We start from the raw sequence: 22,849 nt of genomic DNA on the forward strand, positions 1-22,849 counted from the left end.
TCTTTTTTAAAAATGTTTTTTTCAGAAAATAAAGCATTTCCATTATTGGATTTTTCCTTATTTTATCGGCTTTTCCATAGTAATAATCATTTTTTAACGCTTATTTGACTTAAATTTAAAAATAGAAATAACGATTACAACAAAGAAACAGGCTAAACATGCCATGATGCTAATTCGATTTGCTTCATCAAACAAGAAACTGATACTAATAATAGCTAAACAAATAACCGTAATTATAGGTATGTACGGATATCCCCAAATTTTAAAGCTTGGTTCAAAAGGATAAGATTTTCGAAGCTTTACTTGGGCTAAACAAATAGTAATCCAAACAATCGAAACGACAAAACCTGGGAATGCCATAAGCAAAGCGAATACTTCCTCTTGCTTTACTAACGCAATCATGGAGCCAGCAATTAAAATAATAGCTGTAAGCATTAAACTATATAAAGGAACTCCATTTTTATTTACCTTGCTGAACGCCTTTGGTCCTTGTCCTTCTAACGCAAGAGAATACATCATTCTTGTACAACCATATATACCCGAATTTGCCGCAGATAACACCGCAATAATCAAGACAAAGTTCATAATATGAGCTGCGCCAGATAATCCTGAAATAGTCAGCACTTGTACAAATGGACTAGAAGCATCATTTAGCTTATTCCAAGGAATAAGACCACAAATAATTAATATTGGTAGTGTGTAAAATAATATGATTCGTAAGATAAAGCTTTTAATTACTTTCGGTAGTATTTTCTCTGCATCTTTTGCTTCTGTTACGGTAACCCCAATAAGTTCAGAGCCACCATAGGAAAACATAACAATTAATAATGCTGAAAAGACAGGCATCCAGCCATTTGGGAAAAACCCACCGTTTTCTGTGTAATTTTGCAAATAATTGGTTTCGCCAGATGGAATAATACCGAATAAAACAGCTGCTCCTAGAATAATAAAGAGAATAATCATCCCAATTTTAATTCCTGCAAACCAAAACTCAAATTCACCATAATTTTTCACATTCATTGTATTTACAGCGATTAAAATAATGGAACAAATAATGCTTAATATCCAAAGTGGTACGTCTGGTAACCAAAATTGTAAAAAGCTTCCGGCTACAACAACCTCAATCACGCATACAGCAAGCCATAAAATGCAATACATCCAGCCAATGATGAATGCCATTCGATCGCCAAAAGCTTTTCCGATAAAGCCTTTCATATTTGTATTTGGATAAATAATCGCCATTTCCGCAATGCTTCCCATTACTACGAGTAATAATAGCCCTGCAAATATGTATGTAAAGATAACGCCTGGGCCAGCAATCGATACGGTTTCGCCGCTTCCTTTAAATATTCCAGTACCAATAGCTCCTCCCATTGCCATTAAACTGATATGTCTTGGCAATAAATTTTTCTGTAACTTATTATTCGTCATACTTTCTCCTCCGTACTTCTTCCATTTACTTGCAATTAAGATTTTTCCATAAATCGAACATTTACTATGTATCCAATCATAATCAATTACTGAATTAGAAACAAGTTCTTCTTATTATGGAATCAAACAAAAAAGTCAGAAGAGCTAGTTATCTCACGGTGGAACGAACCAATTTTAGCATTGGTACATTCTTAGTAATAAGAGATAGCTGAACTCTTCTGACTAGTAACATTCTTTTAACCTTGCAAAACAAGCTGTTTTATCATGTTAATCCTAATTGCGGATAAAGACTAACACCTTATAAAAACTCTGCTAGTTCTTTGCGTTCTTCCTCTGTTAAAGGAACTAATGGTAATCGAACAGAACCAACATCAAATCCTTTTAATTGAAGCGCCGTTTTTACAGGCACAGGGTTAGGTGCTTTAAATAAGGCTAACATAAGCGGAAGTAATTTCTGATGCATTTTTGAAGCTTCCTCTATATTCCCAGCTAAGAAAGAATTCACCATTTCTTTCATTTCTTTGCCGATAATATGGGACGCAACAGAGATTATTCCTGTTCCCCCTACAGATAATAACGGTAATGTTAAACCGTCATCGCCACTGTAAACGTAAAAATCATCTGGGGTTGACGCAATAATTTTCGTGATGTTATTTAAATTTCCGCTAGCTTCTTTTACTGCTACTATATTTTCAATTTCAGACAATCGAATAATAGTATCTGGTTCAATATTAACAACAGAACGACCTGGAATATTATATATCATAACGGGTAGTTTTGTAGATTCTGCAACTGCTTTAATATGCTGAAACAATCCCTCTTGGTTTGGCTTGTTATAGTATGGTCCAACTACCATAACAGCGTCCACACCTGCAAGTTCAGCTTGTTTCGTCAATTCGATGGACTCATATGTGTTATAACTACCTGTTCCTGCAACAATTGGAACTCTCTTTTCCACTACCTTTACCACATGTTTAAATAACGCAATCTTCTCTTGTTTGGATAATGTGGGTGATTCTCCAGTTGTACCAGCTACTACTAAAGAATCCGTTCCGTTTTCAATTAAATGATTAATCAACTGTGTTGTTTTTGGAAAATCTATATGTCCCTTGGCATCAAATGGTGTAATCATGGCCGTTGACACCCTACCAAATAAACCCATCGTTCCACTCCTATTCTCATCTCGATCTTGTCGTATCTATATCTATTCTATTCTTTTTCTAGCTCAAACGCATCATGTAGTACATTCACCGCGTTTACTAAATCATCCTGCTTCACAAGGACCCATATCGTTGCATGGCTATCAGCTGATTGTAGGATTCGAATTCCTTTATTTGATAGTGCCGTCACAATTTTAAATGTAACACCTGGTACACCGGCCATTCCAGCACCAACTACTGAAACTTTCGCACACTCTCTTTCCATAACAGGTTCGTAGCCCATATTTTCAAGAACAGCTATTGCTTTATTGGTCATTTCATTTGTTACGGTATAGACAACACTGTTTGGTGATATGTTGATAAAGTCGACACTTATTTCTTCATTTGCCATTGCTTTAAATACTTGTGCCTGCAAATCATACTGATCTTTTTTTGCAAATACTTTAATCTGTGTTACATTCGCTACATGCGCAATACCAGTAACAGGTCTTTCTTTAATGTCGCTACCTCTGTTCTCTGCATTACTAGATGTAACGAGGGTACCAGTACCTTTTGAATACGTAGAACGAATTCGAATTGGCACCTTTGCCTGCATCGCAATTTCCACTGCTCGCGGATGTATTACTTTTGCCCCTTGGTATGCCATATTACATACCTCTGAATACGTGACCACTGATAATGGTCGAGCATTTTCAGCAATTCTTGGATCAGCTGTCATAATTCCTTCTACGTCTGTGAATATATCAATATATTCTGCGTTTAGGGCAGATCCTAAAGCGGCTGCTGAAGTATCACTTCCGCCTCTTCCTAATGTTGTCGTATCTCCATTTAGTGCTGCTCCTTGAAAGCCAGCTACCACGACTACATCATGGTTTTCCAATTCTTGTAGAATACGGCTGCAGTCCATTTCCATTATTCTTGCATTCGTAAAATCATTATTCGTTTTAAATCCAGCTTGAGCACCTGTCAAAGCTGTAGCTGAAATCTGATTTTCTAGCAATAGCTGTGTGAACACAACACTTGAAATAATTTCGCCGCATGACATTAGCAAATCATTTTCTCTTCTGCTGATACTTGTTTCTGCTCCGCCAACTAATGATAATAGTGTGTCCGTTGCATATGGTTCTCCTTTACGGCCCATTGCTGAAACAACTACAACCACTTTATACCCTTCACTTAATGCATCTTTAATATGATCTTTTGCTTGAATTCGGCTTTTTTCATCTCTTACGGATGTTCCACCAAATTTTTGAACCATTATTTTCACAGTAAACACCTCTGAACACTTTCTAAATGAGTGTAAATATAAGGGTGCCTTTTTCTAGAACAATTGGAGGATTCTCAAAATCCTTAACTCTATAGATTAGATTCACCTCAGACATCATATTACTAGGAGGATCCCTTGTTGTTTGACTCTAGTTAAGCTTTGAGCCATTTAATTGTAGTATTCGTTAAAAAAAGGATCTCTTTCTTCTAAAAATACTCATTTGTTAAGAAAGACAAGATTTTGGAAACGATGCGTATATTGCTGTGTCCAAACTTGTACTTCCTGTATGTAGAAAAATTAGAACTCTACTTACAGGCATTTTCCTGCATTCTAATCCTTTTTAAGTCTTGCCTTTCTTAATTTACTTATACAAGTCCTAATTTAATTAGGCTTTCCGCGATTTGAACAGAGTTCCATGCGGCACCCTTTAATAAGTTATCTGATACTACCCACATATGAAATCCGTTCTTCACGTCTAAATCTTGACGAATACGTCCGACAAAAACATCATTGCTCCCTACACAATCTGCAGGCATTGGATAGATTTGATTATTCGGATCATCCTGTAGCACAATGCCAGGAGAAACTTGTAATAACTCTTTTATTTCTGAAGCTGTTACTTGGTCATTGTCTAATTCAAAATAAATAGATTCAGAATGACCTGTTGCAACTGGTATACGTACACATGTTGCCGCAACTTTTAAGTCCTCTGCATGCATGATTTTCTTTGTTTCGTTAATCATTTTCATTTCTTCATAAGTAAATCCATTTTCAGTGAACACATCAATTTGCGGAACCGCATTAAAAGCAATTTGATAATGTTTCTTATCACTTTTAACTGGAAGAATTTTTGGCTCAAATGCTTCGTTGTTAAGAATCGCTTGCGTTTGGCTATTTAATTCCTCTACTGCTGCTGCTCCTGATCCAGACACAGCTTGATATGTCGACACTAATACTTTAGATAATCCATATTTTTCTTTCAATGGTTGTAGAGCTACGACCATTTGAATAGTAGAACAGTTCGGATTTGCAATAATTCCGTTATGGTTGCGAAGATCTTCTTCATTTACTTCTGGTACTACCAATGGTACATCTTTGTCCATACGGAATGCACTTGTATTATCAACAACAATTGCTCCATGTCTTACCGCATGTGGTGCTAGCTCCTTTGAAACCCCGCCACCTGCACTGAATAGCGCAATATCGATTCCTTTAAAGCTTTCTGGAGTTGCTTCTTGTACAACTATTTCCTTATCTTTATAAAGAACTTTTGTCCCTGCTGAACGTTTTGAAGACAAAAGTGTTAATGTTGAAATAGGAAAATCTCTGCTTTCTAATGTTTTGATCATTTGCTGACCAACAGCCCCTGTTGCTCCAACTACTGCTACGTTATATCCTTTTAATTGATCCATTAATGGTTCTCCTTCCAAAGGCTTTCTCTAATAATCATAGGCTAGCGTCATGCACCGCCTTAAATAATATTATCTATTTTAACATATTCAAGCAGCAATAAAAGAAACTTTTATCAGATTCTTTCAAAAAACACCGATTGGCGCTAAAGAGCTCCAATTGGATTACAAAAAGCGCCTTGTTTTATCGGTGATTATAAAAAAACACTCGTTAATCTAAATATTTCTCTACAATTACTGGCTGAATCTGTTTATATTCTAATGCTGCTTCAATTGTTTCTGCAAGCATAGACATTCTTGCTACCATGGAATTTGGTTTTTTTTCTGGATCATCCTGACCAAATGGGATAAAGAAAATATTCTTTGTTGCCATCAAGCGCATAAGATTCATGCCGTTTAATCCTAATGCATCATTTGTTGATATTCCTAACACAACTGGTTTTTGATTTCTTAATGTAGCTTTAGCTGCCATTAGTACTGCATTGTCTGTCATAGCATTAGCAAATTTGCTCATGCTATTTCCTGTTAATGGAGCGATTACCATACAATCGAGTGGTGCTTTCGGTCCAAGAGGCTCTGCTGCTACGATGCTATCGATTATTGGCTGCCCAGTTATTTCTTCTACTTTGCTAACCCAATCCTTCCCCTTGCCGAAACGAGTATCTGTATTTTTAACATTTCCTGTGACAACTGGTACTACTTCTGCGCCAAGTGATACTAATTTTTCTACCTGTGGTACTACTTCTGCATATGTGCAGTGGGATCCTGAAATTCCAAATCCTATTCTTTTTCCTTGTAAACTACTCATGCTTATTTCTCCTTTCCTTGTTGCGGTTGATCAGCAAGTAATTGAGCTAAGACATCTGCGAGTATATTCCCTGCTGTTTTCGGGGCTACAATTCCTGGTAAACTTGGTGCAAGTAATGCCTTAACCCCTCTTTTTTCTGCATATTGAAAATCCGTTCCACCTGGTTTAGATGCCAAATCGAGCACCAAAGTGTGTAGAGGCATTTTTTCAATGACATCAGAAGTTACGACAAGATGGGGAATCGTATTGATACATATATCGATCTCTTCCACCGCGATTTGTAAATCATCTAAATGTACAGGGCTTAATCCCATTTCTATAATGCGTGCAATATGTTCACTTTGATTAGCTGCAACCTTTACTTTCGCACCTAATGCGTGGAAAGTTCGAGCAACACTCATTCCTACACGTCCTAGCCCTAGCACGATTACTTTAGAACCATGAATCGTTGTATCTGTATGTTGGATTGCCATCATAATCGTACCTTCTACTGTTGGAATGGAATTTAATATTGCTACATCATCTCGATCAAATAATTGAACGAGTTTTCGGTTTGTTTCTTTAATTAGCAAATTTAAATATTCATTCGTTATTCCTGAATATACGGTGCAATGCTCTGGGGTTTTTTCTAGTATTTCTTTTGTTAAAAAAACCTTTTCGTTCGAAAAGATTGTATCAACTTGCCCATTTAAATCGGTACCTTTAACGGGTAAGATAATAGCATCTATTTTCGAAAAATCTACGTTATCGATTTTTTCTTTTGTAGCTCCGGTGAATGCATGGTCTAACTGCTCGAACCCAATTAATGAAAGGATTGCCTCTTGTTCGGTTAACTTGCGAACAATTTCTAGCTGCCTTGCATCACCGCCGATAACCGCGATTTTCATCCCTTTCAGCATGAATATTTCACCTTCTTTTTTTTAAAGATCCTATTTTCATAGCTCGCTACTTCAACATCTTATGTGATTACATATTATTAGGTGAGTAGTTTCGAGGAATTCCTCAATAAGAAGGATTTCTTCTTTATTTAGAACAACTAACTAAGAAGGGAAAGCTTCGTAACCTTCCTGTCCTAGTTTCTAATCGAACTAGCTCGAGCGTCCGCTACTTAAAAGCCTTTTTTACTTCAAAATTTCTCATCTAATTCGATTTATGCATCCCTTTATCTTTCTGTTCTTCATTACCTTCATAAAATAAGTTACCCACGGGAAGTTGTAAAAGCGGATAGAATGGAGGACAAAACGAAACAATGCCATCATTTCGTTGTAGAAAGCAATCTACTAGTTCAAAGGTAGGGGCACAAAAAAACTAGGAATACAGAAATAAATTCTGTTTCCTAGTTTTTATTTTATATATGTAGTGCCATTTATTGAAGTGGTTTTGGCAGTTGTCCGTCTGGGCTGATTAAAGACACAGAGAATGTGTCAGTGAAAATATCTTTTGCCATTTGATCGACATCCGCTTTCGTAACTCGGTCTATATCAGCAATAATATCATCCAAGGAACGATGTTTACCTAATAATAATTCGTTTTTGCCATTTCTGCTCATTCGGCTATTTGTACTCTCTAAACTTAGCATTAAGCTACCTTTCAATTGCTCCTTACTATTTAGAAGCTCCTTTTCAGTAATTCCTTCTTTTTTCAAGGTAGCAAGCGTACTTTGAATCGTATCAAATAGTTCATCTAGCTGTTTTGCTCCTGTACCGCCATATATTGTTACAATCCCGCTATCTTGGTATGCAGAATGATAAGAGAAAACCGAGTAAGCTAAGCCTTTTTGCTCACGAACATCTTGGAACAGTCTACTGCTCATACTACCACCGAGAATATTGTTTAAGGAAACAAGTGTATACATTTTCTCATCGCCCACTTGTAATCCATTAAAGCCTAGGCATAGATGGGCTTGCTCTGTTTCCTTTTTTCGAGAAAAATTATTGGCATGGAAAGAAGGTTTCACAATTTCTATTTCTGATTTACCCGCTTCATATGTTCCAAAATACTTCTCTACCTGGGAAATAAATGTATCTGTAATATTTCCAGCAATCGAAATAACTGTATTATCTGGTGTATAATGATTAAACATATATTCTCTTAACGTATCTCCATTAAAGGTAGCAAGCGTCTCTTCTGTACCTAAAATTGGATAGCCTAATGGATGTTTATCATAGATTGCCTGACTTAATAAATCATGGACAATATCATCTGGTGTATCATCATACATCTTAATCTCTTCATATACAACATTTTTCTCTTTCTTTAACTCTTCTTCATCAAAAGTTGAGTTAAAATACATGTCTGCTAACACTTCTAATGCCATATCAGCATGTGTATCCAACACCTTTGCATAATAGCAAGTATATTCCTTTGAAGTAAAAGCATTTACTTGACCACCAATACTGTCAAATGATTCTGCTATTTCTCTTGCACTACGTGTTTTTGTTCCTTTAAAAAACATATGCTCTAAAAAATGGGATACACCATTATTTTTTTCATCCTCTTTCCGTGATCCTGTTCCTATCCATACGCCAATAGCTACAGAGCGAACGGTTGGAATGTTTTCCAATACTATTCTTACTCCATTTTGGCAAGTATATCTTTTGATCAATTATGTTCCTCCTGTTCTTCTACCAAGTTGTTAAATATAGCTGCGACTGCTAGTATATCTTATTCCTCTTATTTTTTCCAAAACATTGTTTGATTATAATCATAACATAGGAAGGTTTAAAAGATGAATAACGTTTCATTCCCGTATGAAGAGAAGATAAGTATGTTATTTTTACTTTTCGTATGCTCCCTGTTGATTTCCGCTTTACTGGCGCCGCTCCCATTTCCTTCATTCCCGAAGAAACTATTCCTTACACATCCATTAATTCAAGCCTTCATAAAAATAAAGCAACAGCATTTAAAATACATTTCATCTTATAGAATACTATAAGATGGATGGAACTACTATTTTTTTGTATTATAGCTTTCCCGCTCCTCACTAAGCATGTCACTAACCGTATCAATTTTATACCCTTTATTCTCAATTTCAATAATTAATCGCTCGAGACTATTTGTCGTTACTTCTGTAGGGTGCATGAGGATAAGTGCCCCATTATGGATTTTTGCAAGAACTCGATTAAGCAATGTATCTGGGCTTGGTTTTTGCCAATCGATTGTATCTACAGACCATATTACTGTTTTCAACTTCTGCTGATCTGCAATCTTTACTACTTCATTATTAAAATATCCGCTTGGTGGTGCTAACAACGTGACTTGCTCTCCTGTTGTTGCTTCTATCACATCATTTGTTTTAACTATTTCCTCATGAATTTTGCTGCTACTAATTTTACTCATATCAGGATGTGTATAGGAATGATTTCCGATTTCATGCCCAGCTTCTGCAATCATTTTTGCAAGATCTGGGTTTTTTTGAACCCATCTACCCTCTAAGAAAAAACTAGCCTTCACATGATGTTTTTTCAAGGTAGCTAGAATATCAGGCAAAAATTCATTGCCCCATGCTACATTTATAATAAAACTAACTGTCTCTTTGTCTGGATTTCCTTTATAAATAGGAGCAGGCGGCAAATCAGCTAAAGTAATTTCTGGTTTCACTTGTTGGAAAACTAATTTTTGTTCATTGAATTTCTTCTCTTTTTTCATATTTTTATATGATGCATCTATATCGACCTTTAGCCCGTTTAATCCAGGAATTGCTTTCCATACTGGATCTAACTTTGCATCTATTGGTGCTTTTTCAAACTCTTTTGCTTTTTCACTAATAGTTGTGTATAAGGAACCATTTGCTGTTACGGTTACTGATTTTTCTTGCAAGGTGCTAACATATGTATCTGCTAAAGGATTATTAACTAAAAACCAAGAGACAACAACAATCCCTACTAGTGAAACTATTTTCTTCATCACCTTCCCCCCCTAGTTATTACAATATGATAATCAAGGACAAGGTAGAACGCAGAAATATGGACATTGCTTATCCTTATTTTTTATTTTGGTTCAAGATGAATCATTTCATTCCACAAAAAAGATGACTTGATAAAATATCTGTTAAACCATTAACAGCTTTTATCAAAGTCATCTTTTTCTTTTTGTTATTTAGTTAGTTTTTAGCATTCTCAGCTTGTTCTTTTTGTTCTTTTAAAACCGCTTTGCGTGATAAGTTAACTCTTCCTTGTTTATCAATTTCTGTTACTTTCACAAGGATTTCATCACCAATTGCTACGACGTCTTCTACTTTGCCAATTCTTTCTTCAGCAAGCTCAGAAATATGAACAAGGCCGTCTTTTCCGTTAAAGATTTCAACGAATGCACCGAATTTCTCGATTCGTTTTACTTTGCCAAGATACATTTGTCCGACAACTACTTCACGAACAATATCTTCAATAATTTGTTTTGCTTTGTTATTCATTTCATCATCAATAGAAGAAATGAATACTGTACCATCTTGCTCGATATCAATTTTAACTCCAGTTTCTTCAATGATTTTATTGATTTGTTTACCACTTGGTCCAATTACATCGCGAATTTTGTCTGGGTTAATAGACATCATTAAGATTTTTGGCGCATAAGAAGATAAAGATTCTCTAGGAGTATTGATTGTTGCCATCATGGATTCTAAAATTTGCATACGACCAATTTTTGCTTGCTGTAATGCCTCTTCTAAAATTTCACGAGATAGTCCATCAATTTTAATATCCATTTGAAGTGCTGTAACCCCTTTAGAAGTACCAGCAACTTTAAAGTCCATATCTCCTAAATGATCTTCCATTCCTTGTATGTCTGTTAAAATACTGTAGTGTTCACTAGATTTAATCAGACCCATTGCAATACCTGCAACTGGTGCTTTAATTGGCACCCCAGCATCCATCATAGCAAGCGTACTTGCACAAATACTAGCTTGTGAAGTAGAACCATTGGATTCTAATACTTCTGATACAAGTCGAATAGTATATGGGAAGTCTTTTTCAGAAGGAATGATCGGTTCTAAGGCTCTTTCCCCTAGTGCGCCATGGCCGATTTCTCTTCGTCCAGGTCCACGCATTGGTCCTGTTTCACCAACACTGAAGTTAGGGAAATTATAGTGATGCATAAACCGTTTTTCTTCTTCTACTCCAAGACCGTCCAAGATTTGTACGTCTCCTAGAGCACCTAATGTACAAATGCTTAATGCTTGCGTTTGTCCACGAGTGAACAGACCAGAACCATGTGTTCTTGGTAATAAATGAACTTCTGAAGATAGTGGGCGGATTTCTTCTAATCCACGTCCGTCTGGGCGAACTTTATCTTCCGTAATTAAACGGCGAACTTCATTTTTCACTAATTTATCTAAAATTGCTTTCACTTGCTTTAATTCTTCTTCTTCTGTTTCTTCTGCTTCATACTTTGCAATAACAGAATCTTTTACCACTTTAATAGCTGCTTCACGAGCATGCTTTTCTTGTACTCGAATGGCTTCTAGCATTTCGTTTTCACATAATGCGCGCACATCTGCTTCGATGTCTTTATCCAATTCGTATAGAACAACTTCCGTTTTCTCTTTGCCAATCTCTTCAGCAATTTTTTCTTGGAAAGCAATTAGACGTTTAATTTCATCATGACCAAACATAATTGCTTCAAGCATTACTTCTTCTGGCACTTCATCTGCACCAGCCTCAACCATGTTGATTGCATCCTTTGTACCTGCAACAGCAAGATTAATATCACTTTTCTCTGCTTGTTCTACTGTAGGATTGATTACAAATTCGCCATCGATTCTTCCAACATATACACCAGCGATTGGACCGCCAAATGGTATGTCAGAAACAGATAATGCGAGTGATGACCCAAACATTGCTGCCATTTCAGATGTACAATCTTGATCCACACTCATAACCATGCTGACTACTTGCACTTCATTACGGAAGCCATCAGCAAATAATGGTCGAATCGGTCTGTCGATTAAACGGCTTGCAAGAATCGCTCTTTCGCTTGGACGTCCTTCTCTTTTTATAAAGCCACCTGGGATTTTACCAACTGCATATAGGCGTTCTTCATAGTTTACTGTTAATGGAAAGAAGTCTAAGTTTTTCGGTTCTTTTGAAGCAGTCGCTGTGCTTAATACAGCAGTATCACCATATCGTACAAGTACTGCGCCATTTGCTTGTTTTGCTAATTGTCCAATTTCGACTGTAAGCTTTCTTCCAGCCCAGTCAATGGAATAGACATGCTTATCTTGTCCCATTCATAAACCCCTCTCTACTCATTCACTTCATGGAGGTTTCCGGTTAAATACTACCTAAAACCTACTATTTTATAAAATAAAGAATACTACCTTTAAATTTTCTCTTCTACTAGTATACACATTTTATGTAACTAAAAAACGAAATTAATTTATGTAATCTATAGAAACCATATGTTAGATTCGCATTTATTTACAATAAAAAAGCGGGAAAAATATCCCGCTTTTTTAACTATCTACGTAGACCAAGTTTGTTAATTAAAACACGGTAACGTTGAACGTCTTTATTACGTAGGTAAGTTAAAAGATTACGACGTCTACCTACCATTTTCAAAAGACCACGACGTGAGTGATGATCCTTTTTATGTGTACGTAAATGTTCATTTAAGTTATTGATTGACTCAGTAAGGACAGCGATTTGAACTTCTGGAGATCCAGTATCGTTCTCATGCGTTTTGTACTCATTGATAAGTTCGTTTTTACGTTCTTGAGTGATTGCCATCCTGTTTCACCTCCTATTTCTATTACACTAATCCCCATTTACCGAGCAAAACGTTGGTGATTCGATTTGCCAAGCAAAGGTTGTTTTTAGTACGTATTTAAGAATACCTGTTTTCTTGTGAAAAATCAAGACATAACCTTTTATTTTTTAAAATAAGCAAAGAACACAAAAGAGAGTCTGGCCAAACATCGATTCTAATAGAAACAAATAAAAGTTTCCTTACTATTACTTGTTTCTTTCTATTTACCTGTTGGAATATATTTAACCAGTATTTCCAAATCTATTTAGAATATTCCGTATTACTTTCATTTTTTTCTTATTGTGCGTTATCATAAAAATATTGTAATGCCGTTTGCTTGTCTTTTTCTATTTGGGCTACTAGTTCATCGATTCCATTGAATTTTTGTTCACTTCTGATTCGTTTATGCCATTCTACTGTTACGGAATGTCCATAGATGTCTTGATGGAAATCGAAAATATGGACTTCAATGCTGGCTGTTTTCTCTTCTGGAGTGAAGGTTGGTTTTGTGCCTAAATTACATACCCCTTCATACCACTTTCCATTTACTAATAATCGGACCGCATATACACCAAGTGGTGGCAAAATAACATCACTTGCTTGCTTTACGTTTGCTGTAGGAAAACCGATTGTTCTTCCCCGCTTATCGCCATGAATGACAGTGCCTTTTATCGTATAATATCTGCCTAATAGGGAAGGAACTTTTTCCATATCTCCATTATTAATAAGGGAACGAATCAATGTGGAACTTACTTTCTCTCCCCCAATGGTTTCTTTTCCAATAATGGTTGTTTCATATTTACCTCGTGAATGTTCCGAAAGTGTTCCAGCCGTTCCTTGAGCTTTCTTGCCATAAGTATAATCAAAACCTGCTACAACATGCTTCACATTTAAGTCAATTAAATACGTATCTACGAATTCTTGCGGTGGCAAACTAGCAAATTCAATAGTGAAATCAACAATGAATAAATAATCAATTCCTAATTTTGCTAATTCTTCCACTTTGGATTCAAAAGAGGTTAAATACTCTACTTTTTTCGTTTTTCCACCTAGCACGATAGAAGGATGGGGATCGAACGTCATAACAGCACTGCTCCATCCATTTTGATCTGCTATATTTTTTGCTTCTCCGATTACTTTTTGGTGACCAAGATGTACACCATCAAAAGAACCTAACGCAATGGAAATTGGCGGATAATCTTGCTCTTTATTTCGTTCTGAATGATTAATTCTAACTATTTTCACTACGCTACTCACCTTTTCTAGCTCTAATTTCTTTATCCCTTTTGTCACACTGTTTCAAGGTGTACGACGCATTATTCACTATTCCAAAATTTTCAATATTTTTGACGGTTTTATTAAACCATTTTTTGTTGGATGCTGAACATAGATAGCTAACGCTTCACCTGTTGTTGTTTGAATGACAATTGGCTCCTGTTCTTCTACTAAATGAGCAGGAGTTTCTAATACCGTTCCGTTTCGTACCTTCATTGCTAATGTATCATTTATTTCATATTTCGGCAAATGTAAAAGCGCGTCTTCAATCGGATAAATAAGCTTATCAACAATCCCTTTTTCTACATATTCTTCAAGCTCTTCAAAGGTCACACATTCTTTTTCCGTAAATGTTGCAGAACGTGTTCGACTTAAGTCTGACATATGGGCAGGATACCCTAATTTTTCTCCAATCATCACAGCGAGCGTTCTGATATATGTTCCTTTACTGCAGCTTACTTTAAATCGAAAGGATACGATATCACCCTTTAATTCTTTCCATTCTTCTATTAATTCTAAAGAATAAATAGTCACTTGTCTTGAAGGTCGTTCAATCACTAATCCTTGTCTTGCATATTCATAAAGCCTTTTTCCATTTACTTTTACGGCAGAATACATTGGCGGTGTTTGCGTAATTGTCCCTGTTAATTCTTGTAATATTGCCTCGATTCTTTCTCTCGTAATCGTTTCTGTTACTTCCTTTTCCTCTACCTTTTCTCCAGAACGGTCTTCTGTAGTAGTAGAGTAGCCTATCGTTACTTCTCCTACGTATTCTTTGCCAGCATCTGTTATATATTCCGCTACTTTCGTCGCTCTTCCTAAACAAATCGGCAATACCCCTGTTACATCTGGATCGAGTGTGCCAGTATGACCAATCCTCTTCATATGTAATATCTTTCGCAAACGAAAAACACAATCATGCGAAGTAAGCCCCTTCGGCTTCCATAACGGTAAAATCCCTTCCATATACCTCATCCTTTATTCATTTATAAATTTAAATAATTAATGCGAAAATAGATCTTGCTCTTTACTTGTAATGTCATTTAAAATTCTGAGTTGATTGAGGGAACTTGACTCCTGCGGGAGATGAGGGAAATAAGAGACCCGCAGGCAAAGCCGAGGAGGCTCTCATCCCTCCCCGCGGAAAGCAAGTTCCTGTAACGGAAATCAACGCGCTTTGTTCGAAAGTTAACTTTATTTAAGCCTCTATAAAAAAACTCCTATCGTCCATATCCATAACCATCATGGAAAAAGTCCGATAGGAGCATACTTATTTTTACATCTTATCTTTCGTCGTTGCTAGACGGATTTTCTTTTGCGATTTGATGCAATAATGTATCAATTCTATTTCCGTAATCTATCGACTCATCAAATTCAAAAGTAATCTCAGGAGTTTTGCGTAAACGAATGCGTTGTCCAATCTCTGAACGGATAAAACCTTTCGCTTTTGCTAATCCTTTTAGTGTATTTTCACGTTGTTCCTCATCGCCAAGTACGGAAATATACACAGTTGCTTGTTGAAGGTCACCTGTAACGTTAACATCTGTAACGGTTACAAAGCCGATGCGAGGATCTTTTATCTTACGAGTAATAATCTCGCCCAATTCCTTCTTCATTTGTTCACCAACACGATTTGGTCTTAGACTCATCGCGCAATTCACCTCATTTTATTAAAGCCATTCTATATCTGTTACCGTTCTCTCTATTTCTGGGAAAGAATCGATAAACTGCTGTGCTTGCTGCAACACACCTTCAACGGAGACACGTGCAGAAGCAACTGTAACGATAGCAATCTTTGTTCTTTGCCAAGTATCTTGAAAGTCTACCTCTGAAATAGAGATATTGTATTTTTGCTTTAAGCGGGTCATAATCCTTTGTAGGACCGCCCGCTTTTCTTTTAATGAGTGGGCATCATAAATAATGCATTCCACTGTCATTAAACCAATTATCATTTACGCTCAATTTCTTCCATAACATATGCTTCGATAATATCGCCTTCTTTAACATCGTTAAAGTTTTTGATTGTAATCCCACACTCGTAACCCTGAGCTACTTCTTTTGCATCGTCCTTAAAACGTTTTAATGCATCGATTTCGCCTTCAAAAATTACAACACCGTCACGGATTAAGCGAATGCCGCTATCTCTTGTAATTTTTCCGTCTGTTACATAGGAACCTGCAATCGTACCGATTTTAGAAACCTTGAAAGTTTGACGAATTTCAGCCTGACCAATAATTTTTTCTTGGAATTCAGGGTCAAGCATCCCTTTCATTGCCGCTTCGATTTCTTCAATTACTTTATAGATAATACGGTGTAAACGTACATCTACTTCTTCAGCATCTGCAGCTCTTTTCGCATTAACATCAGGTCGAACGTTAAATCCGATAACAATTGCATTAGATGCAGCTGCAAGTGTAATATCTGATTCATTAATGGCACCTACACCAGTATGAATAATTTTAACATTTACGCCTTCTACTTCAATTTTATAAAGAGCGGCAGCTAATGCTTCTGCTGAACCTTGAACATCGGCTTTAAGAACGATATTAATATCTTTCATTTCCCCTTGTTTCATATGTTCAAACAGATTATCAAGACTGATTCTTGTTTTTTCTGATCTTTGAGCTTGAATTGCTTGTGTAGAACGAGCTTCTCCGACTTGTCTTGCTGTTTTCTCATCATTGAAGACAACAAATCGATCACCAGCTTGTGGAACCTCGTTTAAACCAGTAATTTCAACAGGTGTTGATGGTCCTGCTGATTTCACACGTCTACCTAAATCGTTAACCATTGCACGAACGCGACCAAATGTATTTCCAACTACAATTGGATCTCCTACGCGCAATGTACCATTTTGAACTAGTAAAGTTGCGACAGAACCTTTCCCTTTATCTAGCTCTGCTTCAATAACAGTTCCAACTGCATTACGATTTGGATTAGCTTTATATTCTTCTACTTCACTTACTAATAAAATCATTTCCAGTAAAGAATCAATACCTTCACCAGTTAATGCGGAAAGTGGAACAAAGATAGTTTCCCCACCCCAAGCTTCTGGTACTAATCCATGTTCTGTTAATTCCTGCATTACTCGATCAGGATTTGCAGTTGGTTTATCCATTTTATTGACTGCCACAATAATAGGAACCTCAGCAGCCTTCGCATGGTTGATTGCTTCGATTGTCTGTGGCATAACACCATCGTCAGCAGCTACAACAAGAATGGTGATATCTGTAATTTTCGCACCACGTGCACGCATTGTAGTAAAGGCTGCGTGTCCTGGTGTATCAAGAAACGTAATTTTCTTGCCATTTTCCTCAATTTGGTATGCACCGATATGCTGGGTAATACCACCAGCTTCTCCTGCTGTTACCTTTGTATTACGGATACTGTCAAGTAATGTTGTTTTCCCGTGGTCAACGTGTCCCATGATTGTAACAACAGATGGGCGCTCTATTAATTCTGCATTTTCATCATCTGCAAAGTATACTTCTAGGTCCGTTGTATCTATTTTAATTTCTTCTTCAACTTCTACCCCGTAATCTGTACAGATTAACTCGATCGCATCTTTATCTAATTCTTGGTTGATCGTTGCCATTACACCAAGTAGGAATAATTTTTTGATGATTTCAGATGGTTCACGATGTAATTTTTTTGCTAATTCAGCAACAGTTAAAGACTCACTGAATGTAATTTTCTCTGGTAATTCTTTTTCTTTTTTCGGAGCAGGTGGAGCAACTGGAGCAGCATTTTGCTTCCCTTTGCGATTGTTATTTCTATTTTTGTTATTATTGTTGTTATTGTTTTTTGGTTTATTAAACCCTGGTTTATTATCTTTAGTATTTTTCACAGATTGATTTACTTTCCCCTTTTCAGCCATTTCATCGCTTTCTTTTTCATACTCGTCTGCGATATTTTTAGCAACCGCTTTTTGAGCCGGTGTTTTTGGCTTATTTTCTTCGTTCTTTTTATTATATACACGATCTAGTTTTTTTATTGCTTCCTCTTCCAATGTTGTCATATGGTTTGAGACTTCTACGTTCATCTCTTTTAATTTAGCAATAACATCCTTGCTTGAAATGTTATATTGTTTTGCGTATTCGTATACTCGCACTTTACTCATCATTTCACCCCCGCTAGAATTAATCGAGCAGCGTTAAAAGTTTTTTTGCAAATCCATTATCCAAAACAGCGACAACCACTCTTTGCTCTTTCCCTATTGCTTTCCCGAGGATTTCCCTATTTGAAACAAGCTTCACTGGTACTTTATAGGAACGGCACTTATCCGTGATTTTCTTTGTCGTGTTTTGTGACGCATCTTCCGACAATAATATTAGCTTTGCATTACCGCTTCTAATTTCTTTTACGGTCAATTCCTCACCTGAGGTTATTTTCCGTGCTCGATTTGCTAAGCCAAGTAATGACATCCACTTGTTATCGTTCATTTGGATTGTCTTTGCTCCTTATCTATTAGTTCTAACAGCTCCTCATAGACAGAATCATCTACTGTAACTTCTAGCTGATTAGAAAGAATATTCTTCTTCTTGGCTAATAGTACTGCTTCTCTATCCAATGAAAGATATGCTCCACGACCGGATTTTTTCCCTGTTAAATCGACGGATACATCCCCTTCTTTGGAACGAACGATGCGAACTAATTCTTTTTTCGGCCTCATTTCACCGGTAGCAACACATTTACGCATTGGTACTTTTCTTGGTTTGTTCACACACATTCACCTCTATCACTCGAAATCTTCCGTGCTTAAACGAAAATCATCCTCTTCTTCTACTTCATCATCAAATTTAATTAATGAATTTTCTGTTGGATAAATTCCAACTTCTCTTGCTTCCGATTCAGATTTGATATCAATTTTCCAGCCAGTAAGCTTCGCTGCTAAGCGTGCATTTTGGCCTCTCTTACCAATTGCCAATGACAATTGATAATCTGGAACAATCACAGTAGTTGCTTTGTCTTCTTCATTCACAATTACTTCTAATACTTTTGAAGGGCTTAATGCATTTGCGACAAATACTGTTGGGTCACTAGACCACTTAACAATATCAATCTTTTCCCCTTTTAACTCATTTACAATCGTCTGCACACGAGTTCCTTTAGGACCTACACATGAACCTACTGGATCTACTTCTTCATTTTCTGAATGAACGGAAATTTTGGAACGATCTCCAGCTTCACGAGCAACCGATTTGATTTCTACTGTGCCATCATAAATTTCTGGCACTTCCATCTCAAATAATCTTTTTAGTAAACCTGGATGTGTTCTAGAAACAAAGATTTGTGGACCTTTTGTTGTCTTTTCCACTTTTGTTAAGAACACTTTGATTCTATCATGTGGTTTATAATGCTCATTTGGCATTTGTTCATTTGTAGGCAAGATTGCTTCAATTTTTCCTAAGCTTACATAAATAAATTTGCTATCTTGACGTTGAACAATCCCTGTCATGATGTCTTCTTCGCGATCGATAAATTCGGAATAGATAATTCCTCTTTCTGCCTCACGAACTCTTTGTGTAACTACTTGTTTTGCAGTTTGCGCTGCAATACGACCAAAATCTTTTGGTGTAACTTCTAATTCCACAATATCTTCTACTTCATAGTTCGGATTAATTTTTTGTGCATCTTCCAAAGAAATTTCCAGACGTGGATCAAATACCTCATCTACTACTTCTTTTCTAGCAAATACACGCATAGAACCGGCACCTAAATTCAAATCAATTCGCACATTTTGTGCCTGGTTAAAATTGCGGCGATAAGCAGAGATCAATGCCGCTTCCATTGCATCCATGATCACTTCTCGTGATATTCCTTTTTCTTTTTCAAGTAACACTAGAGCATCAACTAATTCACTGCTCATGAGCGTGTATCCCCCTTTATTCTCTATTATCAATAATGAAATGACCGTAAGTTAGCGAAGCTTTTTCTTAAAGCTTCTTAATTAAGGTCCTTTATAAATTATGAAAAAGTAACTGCAAGCCTTGCTTTAGCAACTTTTTCGTATGGGATCTCAATCGTTTTCTTTCTTGTCTTTATTTTGACTTCGACTGTCACCATTTTTCCATCAAAAGCTGTTAAGATTCCTTCAAAGGTTTTTTCGTTTTCAATTGGTTCATATGTTTTAATATAAACATTTTTCCCGATTGCCTTTTCGAAATCTTTGTCTTTTTTTAATGGTCGTTCTGCTCCAGGTGAAGAAACCTCTAAAAAGTAGTTCTCTGAAATCGGATCGACTTCATCTAGCTTTTCACTTAGTTTTTCACTAACAACTGCACATTCATCAATATCCACGCCAGTTTCTTTGTCAATGTAAACACGTAAAAACCAGTTTGGTCCCTCTTTTACATATTCAACATCTACTAATTCTAAATGTAGTTCATCTAAAATGGGATGTGCCATTTCTTCCACTATTTGTGTTACTTTGCTCAAAATTTTTCCCTCCTTAAGCAAGGAACCTTATTATGTTTTTAGAGTCAACTTAGTAAACTAAAATATGTACACTTGTTGCTCAATTCTCAAATTAGTGTGATACCATTCACTTCTGATTTTAGGAAAAAACCCTAATACAAACAGGAAAGAGTGGGTTGCCCCACTCTCCATTCGCGAAAGTTATCCTTAGTATTTCCAATTAAACTATACCATAACCGCTTCATTTATGCAAATGAAAGTCCGTTATTACAACGTTTCTTCCGACTTCTAAAAAATCTATTAGAATAAGGAAAGCTGATTTTGGTCTGGCATATCTGCCAAGCAACCGTGATTGTCAAGATATTGCATAATGGTTTTAGAAACTTTTCCCCGTTGCTGTAAATCCTCTTTTGATAAAAACTCCCCATTTTTTCTAGCTTCCACAATATTTATTGCAGCATTTGTTCCCAATCCTGGGATACTATTGAATGGTGGAATAAGAGAATTACCTTCAATAATAAATTCAGTAGCACTAGATTTATATAAATCAACCTTTTTAAAGGAATAGCCCCTTTCTACCATTTCAAAGGCTAGCTCCATTACAGTTAATAAGTTCTTCTCTTTCGTTGATGCGTCTAACCCTTTTGCACTTATATCATCTATTACTGCTTTAATACTATGGGAGCCTTTCACCATTGCATCAACATCAAAATCATCGGCACGAACAGTGAAATATGCAGCGTAATAAAGCAATGCATGATGCACTTTGAAATAAGCAATCCTTACTGCCATTAATACGTAAGCAGCGGCATGCGCCTTCGGGAACATATATTTTATCTTTTTGCAAGAATCAATATACCATTCTGGTACTTCGTTCTTTCTCATTTCTTCTTCCATCTCATCTGATAGACCTTTCCCTTTACGCACACTTTCCATGATTTTGAAAGCGAAACTTGGATCCAGTCCTTGATAGATTAGATAAACCATAATGTCATCACGACATCCTATTACTTCACTTAAGTTACAAATATTATTATGAATAAGTTCTTGGGCATTGCCTAGCCAAACATCTGTACCGTGAGATAGACCAGATATCTGTACTAACTCAGAAAACGTTGTCGGCTTTGTATCTTCTAGCATTTGTCGAACAAATTTTGTTCCAAACTCAGGGATACCAAATGTACCTGTTTTACAATAAATTTGTTCTGGGGTTACCCCAAGTGACTCCGTACCACTGAATATTTTCATTACTTCTGGATCATCTGTCGGAATTGTCTTAGGGTCAATCCCACTTAAATCTTGAAGCATTCTGATAACAGTCGGATCATCATGTCCTAGAATATCAAGCTTCAGTACATTATCATGGATAGAATGGAAATCAAAATGGGTTGTTTTCCATTCGGAATTTCGATCATCTGCTGGAAATTGAATCGGCGTAAAGTCATAAACATCCATATAATCCGGAATAACAATGATTCCCCCTGGATGCTGTCCAGTTGTTCGCTTAACACCCGTACAGCCAGATGCTAATCGGTCAATTTCCGCACCGCGAATTTGCAAATTATTATCGTTTTGATATGCCTTAACATAACCATATGCTGTTTTATCAGCTACAGTACCTATTGTTCCTGCACGGTATACATACTCATCACCAAACAGTACTTTTGTATAGTTATGGGCGATTGGCTGATATTCACCGGAAAAATATGGCAATAGGTAAGCCTTTGATGTCATCTCTAGCTTTTCCCCTGCCCCACACCGTACGTGACCCTTTCGGTGTCATACGGCGCTCTATCGTCTTTATATTTACGATAATTAGATCACTACCGCTCGGAATCCTACTACCTTGCGTAGTGCATTGAGTTTCTTTAATGCTTTGGCGTCTAGTGTATTGACATGATAATAGTTTGACCAGTTGTTCTGTTTCCAGTGTTCCTTTTCAAGTTTTGGAAAGCGAGAAGAATATTTTCTTCTGAGATGATTAAATCGTACAGCTTATTAAAATACCTTCCATTTTTACTTTCAGCATACAAATGGTCAAATGTGTCTTGAACATTGAAATATTCGTTATTTCTTAGCTTTTGAACCATTAAGTCAGCCAACTAATCACCTCCAAGAAAGGCTTTCGTTTCTATTTAGTCATACAAGAATACTGACTTGTGTAGGATTTGTATCGTAAAAGACTACTCAAGCCCTTCCCTCAGAACTGTTTTTCCCTCGGACCTATTCAGTATATTTGGTCGTCATCAGCAGTTCCTACAATCGGTACTACGGCTTTACTGCCACTTCGACAAATCTTCATTATACTCAAGCTGAGCTTTTTGAAGAACGACTTTCAATC

At 36.5% G+C, this 22,849-nt stretch carries 20 protein-coding genes and 1 pseudogene; all 21 read right to left on the bottom strand.

Going from position 1 to position 22,849, the window contains the following annotated elements; translation table 11 throughout:
- Positions 1 to 93: 93 nt before the first annotated feature.
- The 21 genes and pseudogenes from ACWNMZ_RS16275 to ACWNMZ_RS16375 all read right to left on the bottom strand — a co-directional run bounded on the left by ACWNMZ_RS16275 (position 94) and on the right by ACWNMZ_RS16375 (position 22,610).
- Positions 94 to 1,431, bottom strand: coding sequence for an amino acid permease (locus ACWNMZ_RS16275; protein WP_235247677.1), 1,338 nt, complete (start codon positions 1,429 to 1,431; stop codon positions 94 to 96).
- Between the two features lie 298 nt (positions 1,432 to 1,729).
- Entirely contained in the window at positions 1,730 to 2,593 is an 864-nt protein-coding gene (dapA, locus tag ACWNMZ_RS16280) for a 4-hydroxy-tetrahydrodipicolinate synthase (RefSeq protein ID WP_031534581.1), read from the bottom strand.
- Positions 2,594 to 2,640: 47 nt separating this feature from the next.
- Positions 2,641 to 3,858, bottom strand: a complete 1,218-nt coding sequence (dapG, locus tag ACWNMZ_RS16285) for an aspartate kinase (protein ID WP_031534580.1) — start codon at positions 3,856 to 3,858, stop codon at positions 2,641 to 2,643.
- Positions 3,859 to 4,223: 365 nt separating this feature from the next.
- Positions 4,224 to 5,270, bottom strand: a complete 1,047-nt coding sequence (gene asd, locus ACWNMZ_RS16290; protein ID WP_031534579.1) for an aspartate-semialdehyde dehydrogenase — start codon at positions 5,268 to 5,270, stop codon at positions 4,224 to 4,226.
- A 208-nt stretch (positions 5,271 to 5,478) separates the two neighbouring features.
- Entirely contained in the window at positions 5,479 to 6,075 is a 597-nt protein-coding gene (dpaB, locus tag ACWNMZ_RS16295) for a dipicolinate synthase subunit B (protein ID WP_031534577.1), read from the bottom strand.
- Positions 6,076 to 6,077: 2 nt separating this feature from the next.
- A complete protein-coding gene (dpaA, locus tag ACWNMZ_RS16300; protein ID WP_031534575.1) occupies positions 6,078 to 6,974 on the bottom strand; it encodes a dipicolinic acid synthetase subunit A in 897 nt (298 codons plus the stop codon).
- 467 nt (positions 6,975 to 7,441) lie between these two features.
- A complete protein-coding gene (locus ACWNMZ_RS16305; RefSeq protein ID WP_031534573.1) occupies positions 7,442 to 8,680 on the bottom strand; it encodes a M16 family metallopeptidase in 1,239 nt (412 codons plus the stop codon).
- A gap of 344 nt (positions 8,681 to 9,024) precedes the next feature.
- A complete protein-coding gene (locus ACWNMZ_RS16310; protein WP_031534572.1) occupies positions 9,025 to 9,981 on the bottom strand; it encodes a polysaccharide deacetylase family protein in 957 nt (318 codons plus the stop codon).
- Between the two features lie 196 nt (positions 9,982 to 10,177).
- A complete protein-coding gene (gene pnp / locus ACWNMZ_RS16315) occupies positions 10,178 to 12,298 on the bottom strand; it encodes a polyribonucleotide nucleotidyltransferase (RefSeq protein WP_031534571.1) in 2,121 nt (706 codons plus the stop codon).
- A gap of 229 nt (positions 12,299 to 12,527) precedes the next feature.
- Positions 12,528 to 12,797, bottom strand: a complete 270-nt coding sequence (gene rpsO / locus ACWNMZ_RS16320) for a 30S ribosomal protein S15 (RefSeq protein WP_016201171.1) — start codon at positions 12,795 to 12,797, stop codon at positions 12,528 to 12,530.
- A gap of 316 nt (positions 12,798 to 13,113) precedes the next feature.
- Complete coding sequence (gene ribF / locus ACWNMZ_RS16325) at positions 13,114 to 14,061, bottom strand: bifunctional riboflavin kinase/FAD synthetase (RefSeq protein WP_031534569.1); 948 nt, start codon at positions 14,059 to 14,061, stop codon at positions 13,114 to 13,116.
- Positions 14,062 to 14,139: 78 nt separating this feature from the next.
- Entirely contained in the window at positions 14,140 to 15,057 is a 918-nt protein-coding gene (gene truB, locus ACWNMZ_RS16330; protein ID WP_031534567.1) for a tRNA pseudouridine(55) synthase TruB, read from the bottom strand.
- A 317-nt stretch (positions 15,058 to 15,374) separates the two neighbouring features.
- Positions 15,375 to 15,740, bottom strand: a complete 366-nt coding sequence (gene rbfA / locus ACWNMZ_RS16335) for a 30S ribosome-binding factor RbfA (protein WP_031534565.1) — start codon at positions 15,738 to 15,740, stop codon at positions 15,375 to 15,377.
- A gap of 21 nt (positions 15,741 to 15,761) precedes the next feature.
- On the bottom strand, positions 15,762 to 16,043 hold the full coding sequence (locus ACWNMZ_RS16340; RefSeq protein WP_031534563.1) for a DUF503 domain-containing protein: 282 nt from the start codon (positions 16,041 to 16,043) through the stop codon (positions 15,762 to 15,764).
- On the bottom strand, positions 16,040 to 18,211 hold the full coding sequence (infB, locus tag ACWNMZ_RS16345; protein ID WP_031534562.1) for a translation initiation factor IF-2: 2,172 nt from the start codon (positions 18,209 to 18,211) through the stop codon (positions 16,040 to 16,042). Before infB ends, ACWNMZ_RS16340 begins: the two co-directional genes overlap by 4 nt.
- A gap of 19 nt (positions 18,212 to 18,230) precedes the next feature.
- Positions 18,231 to 18,533 (bottom strand): YlxQ family RNA-binding protein, encoded by a 303-nt coding sequence (locus tag ACWNMZ_RS16350; RefSeq protein WP_016201165.1) that lies wholly within the window; start codon positions 18,531 to 18,533, stop codon positions 18,231 to 18,233.
- Positions 18,530 to 18,814: an RNase P modulator RnpM gene (rnpM, locus tag ACWNMZ_RS16355; protein ID WP_031534561.1), complete on the bottom strand. Its 285-nt coding sequence runs from the start codon at positions 18,812 to 18,814 to the stop codon at positions 18,530 to 18,532. Before rnpM ends, ACWNMZ_RS16350 begins: the two co-directional genes overlap by 4 nt.
- A 15-nt stretch (positions 18,815 to 18,829) precedes the next feature.
- Positions 18,830 to 19,960, bottom strand: coding sequence for a transcription termination factor NusA (nusA, locus tag ACWNMZ_RS16360; protein ID WP_031534559.1), 1,131 nt, complete (start codon positions 19,958 to 19,960; stop codon positions 18,830 to 18,832).
- A gap of 98 nt (positions 19,961 to 20,058) precedes the next feature.
- Complete coding sequence (rimP, locus tag ACWNMZ_RS16365) at positions 20,059 to 20,532, bottom strand: ribosome maturation factor RimP (protein ID WP_192840931.1); 474 nt, start codon at positions 20,530 to 20,532, stop codon at positions 20,059 to 20,061.
- A 276-nt stretch (positions 20,533 to 20,808) separates the two neighbouring features.
- Positions 20,809 to 22,212 (bottom strand): annotated as a pseudogene (locus ACWNMZ_RS16370) (PolC-type DNA polymerase III); the annotation flags it as partial.
- A gap of 179 nt (positions 22,213 to 22,391) precedes the next feature.
- The gene (locus ACWNMZ_RS16375) at positions 22,392 to 22,610 is read right to left on the bottom strand and encodes a hypothetical protein (RefSeq protein ID WP_031534554.1); all 219 of its coding nucleotides are present in this window, start codon (positions 22,608 to 22,610) and stop codon (positions 22,392 to 22,394) included.
- Positions 22,611 to 22,849: the final 239 nt, after the last annotated feature.

The organism is Niallia sp. Marseille-Q9988 (assembly GCF_976954375.1).

Coding starts and splice junctions, on each gene's coding strand:
- pnp (WP_031534571.1), bottom strand. CDS start 12,298: ATGGGACAAGATAAGCATGTCTATTCCATTGACTGGGCTGGAAGAAAG.
- ACWNMZ_RS16340 (WP_031534563.1), bottom strand. CDS start 16,043: ATGATAATTGGTTTAATGACAGTGGAATGCATTATTTATGATGCCCAC.
- rpsO (WP_016201171.1), bottom strand. CDS start 12,797: ATGGCAATCACTCAAGAACGTAAAAACGAACTTATCAATGAGTACAAA.
- dpaA (WP_031534575.1), bottom strand. CDS start 6,974: ATGCTGAAAGGGATGAAAATCGCGGTTATCGGCGGTGATGCAAGGCAG.
- truB (WP_031534567.1), bottom strand. CDS start 15,057: ATGGAAGGGATTTTACCGTTATGGAAGCCGAAGGGGCTTACTTCGCAT.
- ACWNMZ_RS16310 (WP_031534572.1), bottom strand. CDS start 9,981: ATGAAGAAAATAGTTTCACTAGTAGGGATTGTTGTTGTCTCTTGGTTT.
- dpaB (WP_031534577.1), bottom strand. CDS start 6,075: ATGAGTAGTTTACAAGGAAAAAGAATAGGATTTGGAATTTCAGGATCC.
- dapA (WP_031534581.1), bottom strand. CDS start 2,593: ATGGGTTTATTTGGTAGGGTGTCAACGGCCATGATTACACCATTTGAT.
- nusA (WP_031534559.1), bottom strand. CDS start 19,960: ATGAGCAGTGAATTAGTTGATGCTCTAGTGTTACTTGAAAAAGAAAAA.
- ACWNMZ_RS16350 (WP_016201165.1), bottom strand. CDS start 18,533: ATGAACGATAACAAGTGGATGTCATTACTTGGCTTAGCAAATCGAGCA.
- infB (WP_031534562.1), bottom strand. CDS start 18,211: ATGAGTAAAGTGCGAGTATACGAATACGCAAAACAATATAACATTTCA.
- asd (WP_031534579.1), bottom strand. CDS start 5,270: ATGGATCAATTAAAAGGATATAACGTAGCAGTAGTTGGAGCAACAGGG.
- ACWNMZ_RS16275 (WP_235247677.1), bottom strand. CDS start 1,431: ATGACGAATAATAAGTTACAGAAAAATTTATTGCCAAGACATATCAGT.
- rbfA (WP_031534565.1), bottom strand. CDS start 15,740: ATGAGTCTAAGACCAAATCGTGTTGGTGAACAAATGAAGAAGGAATTG.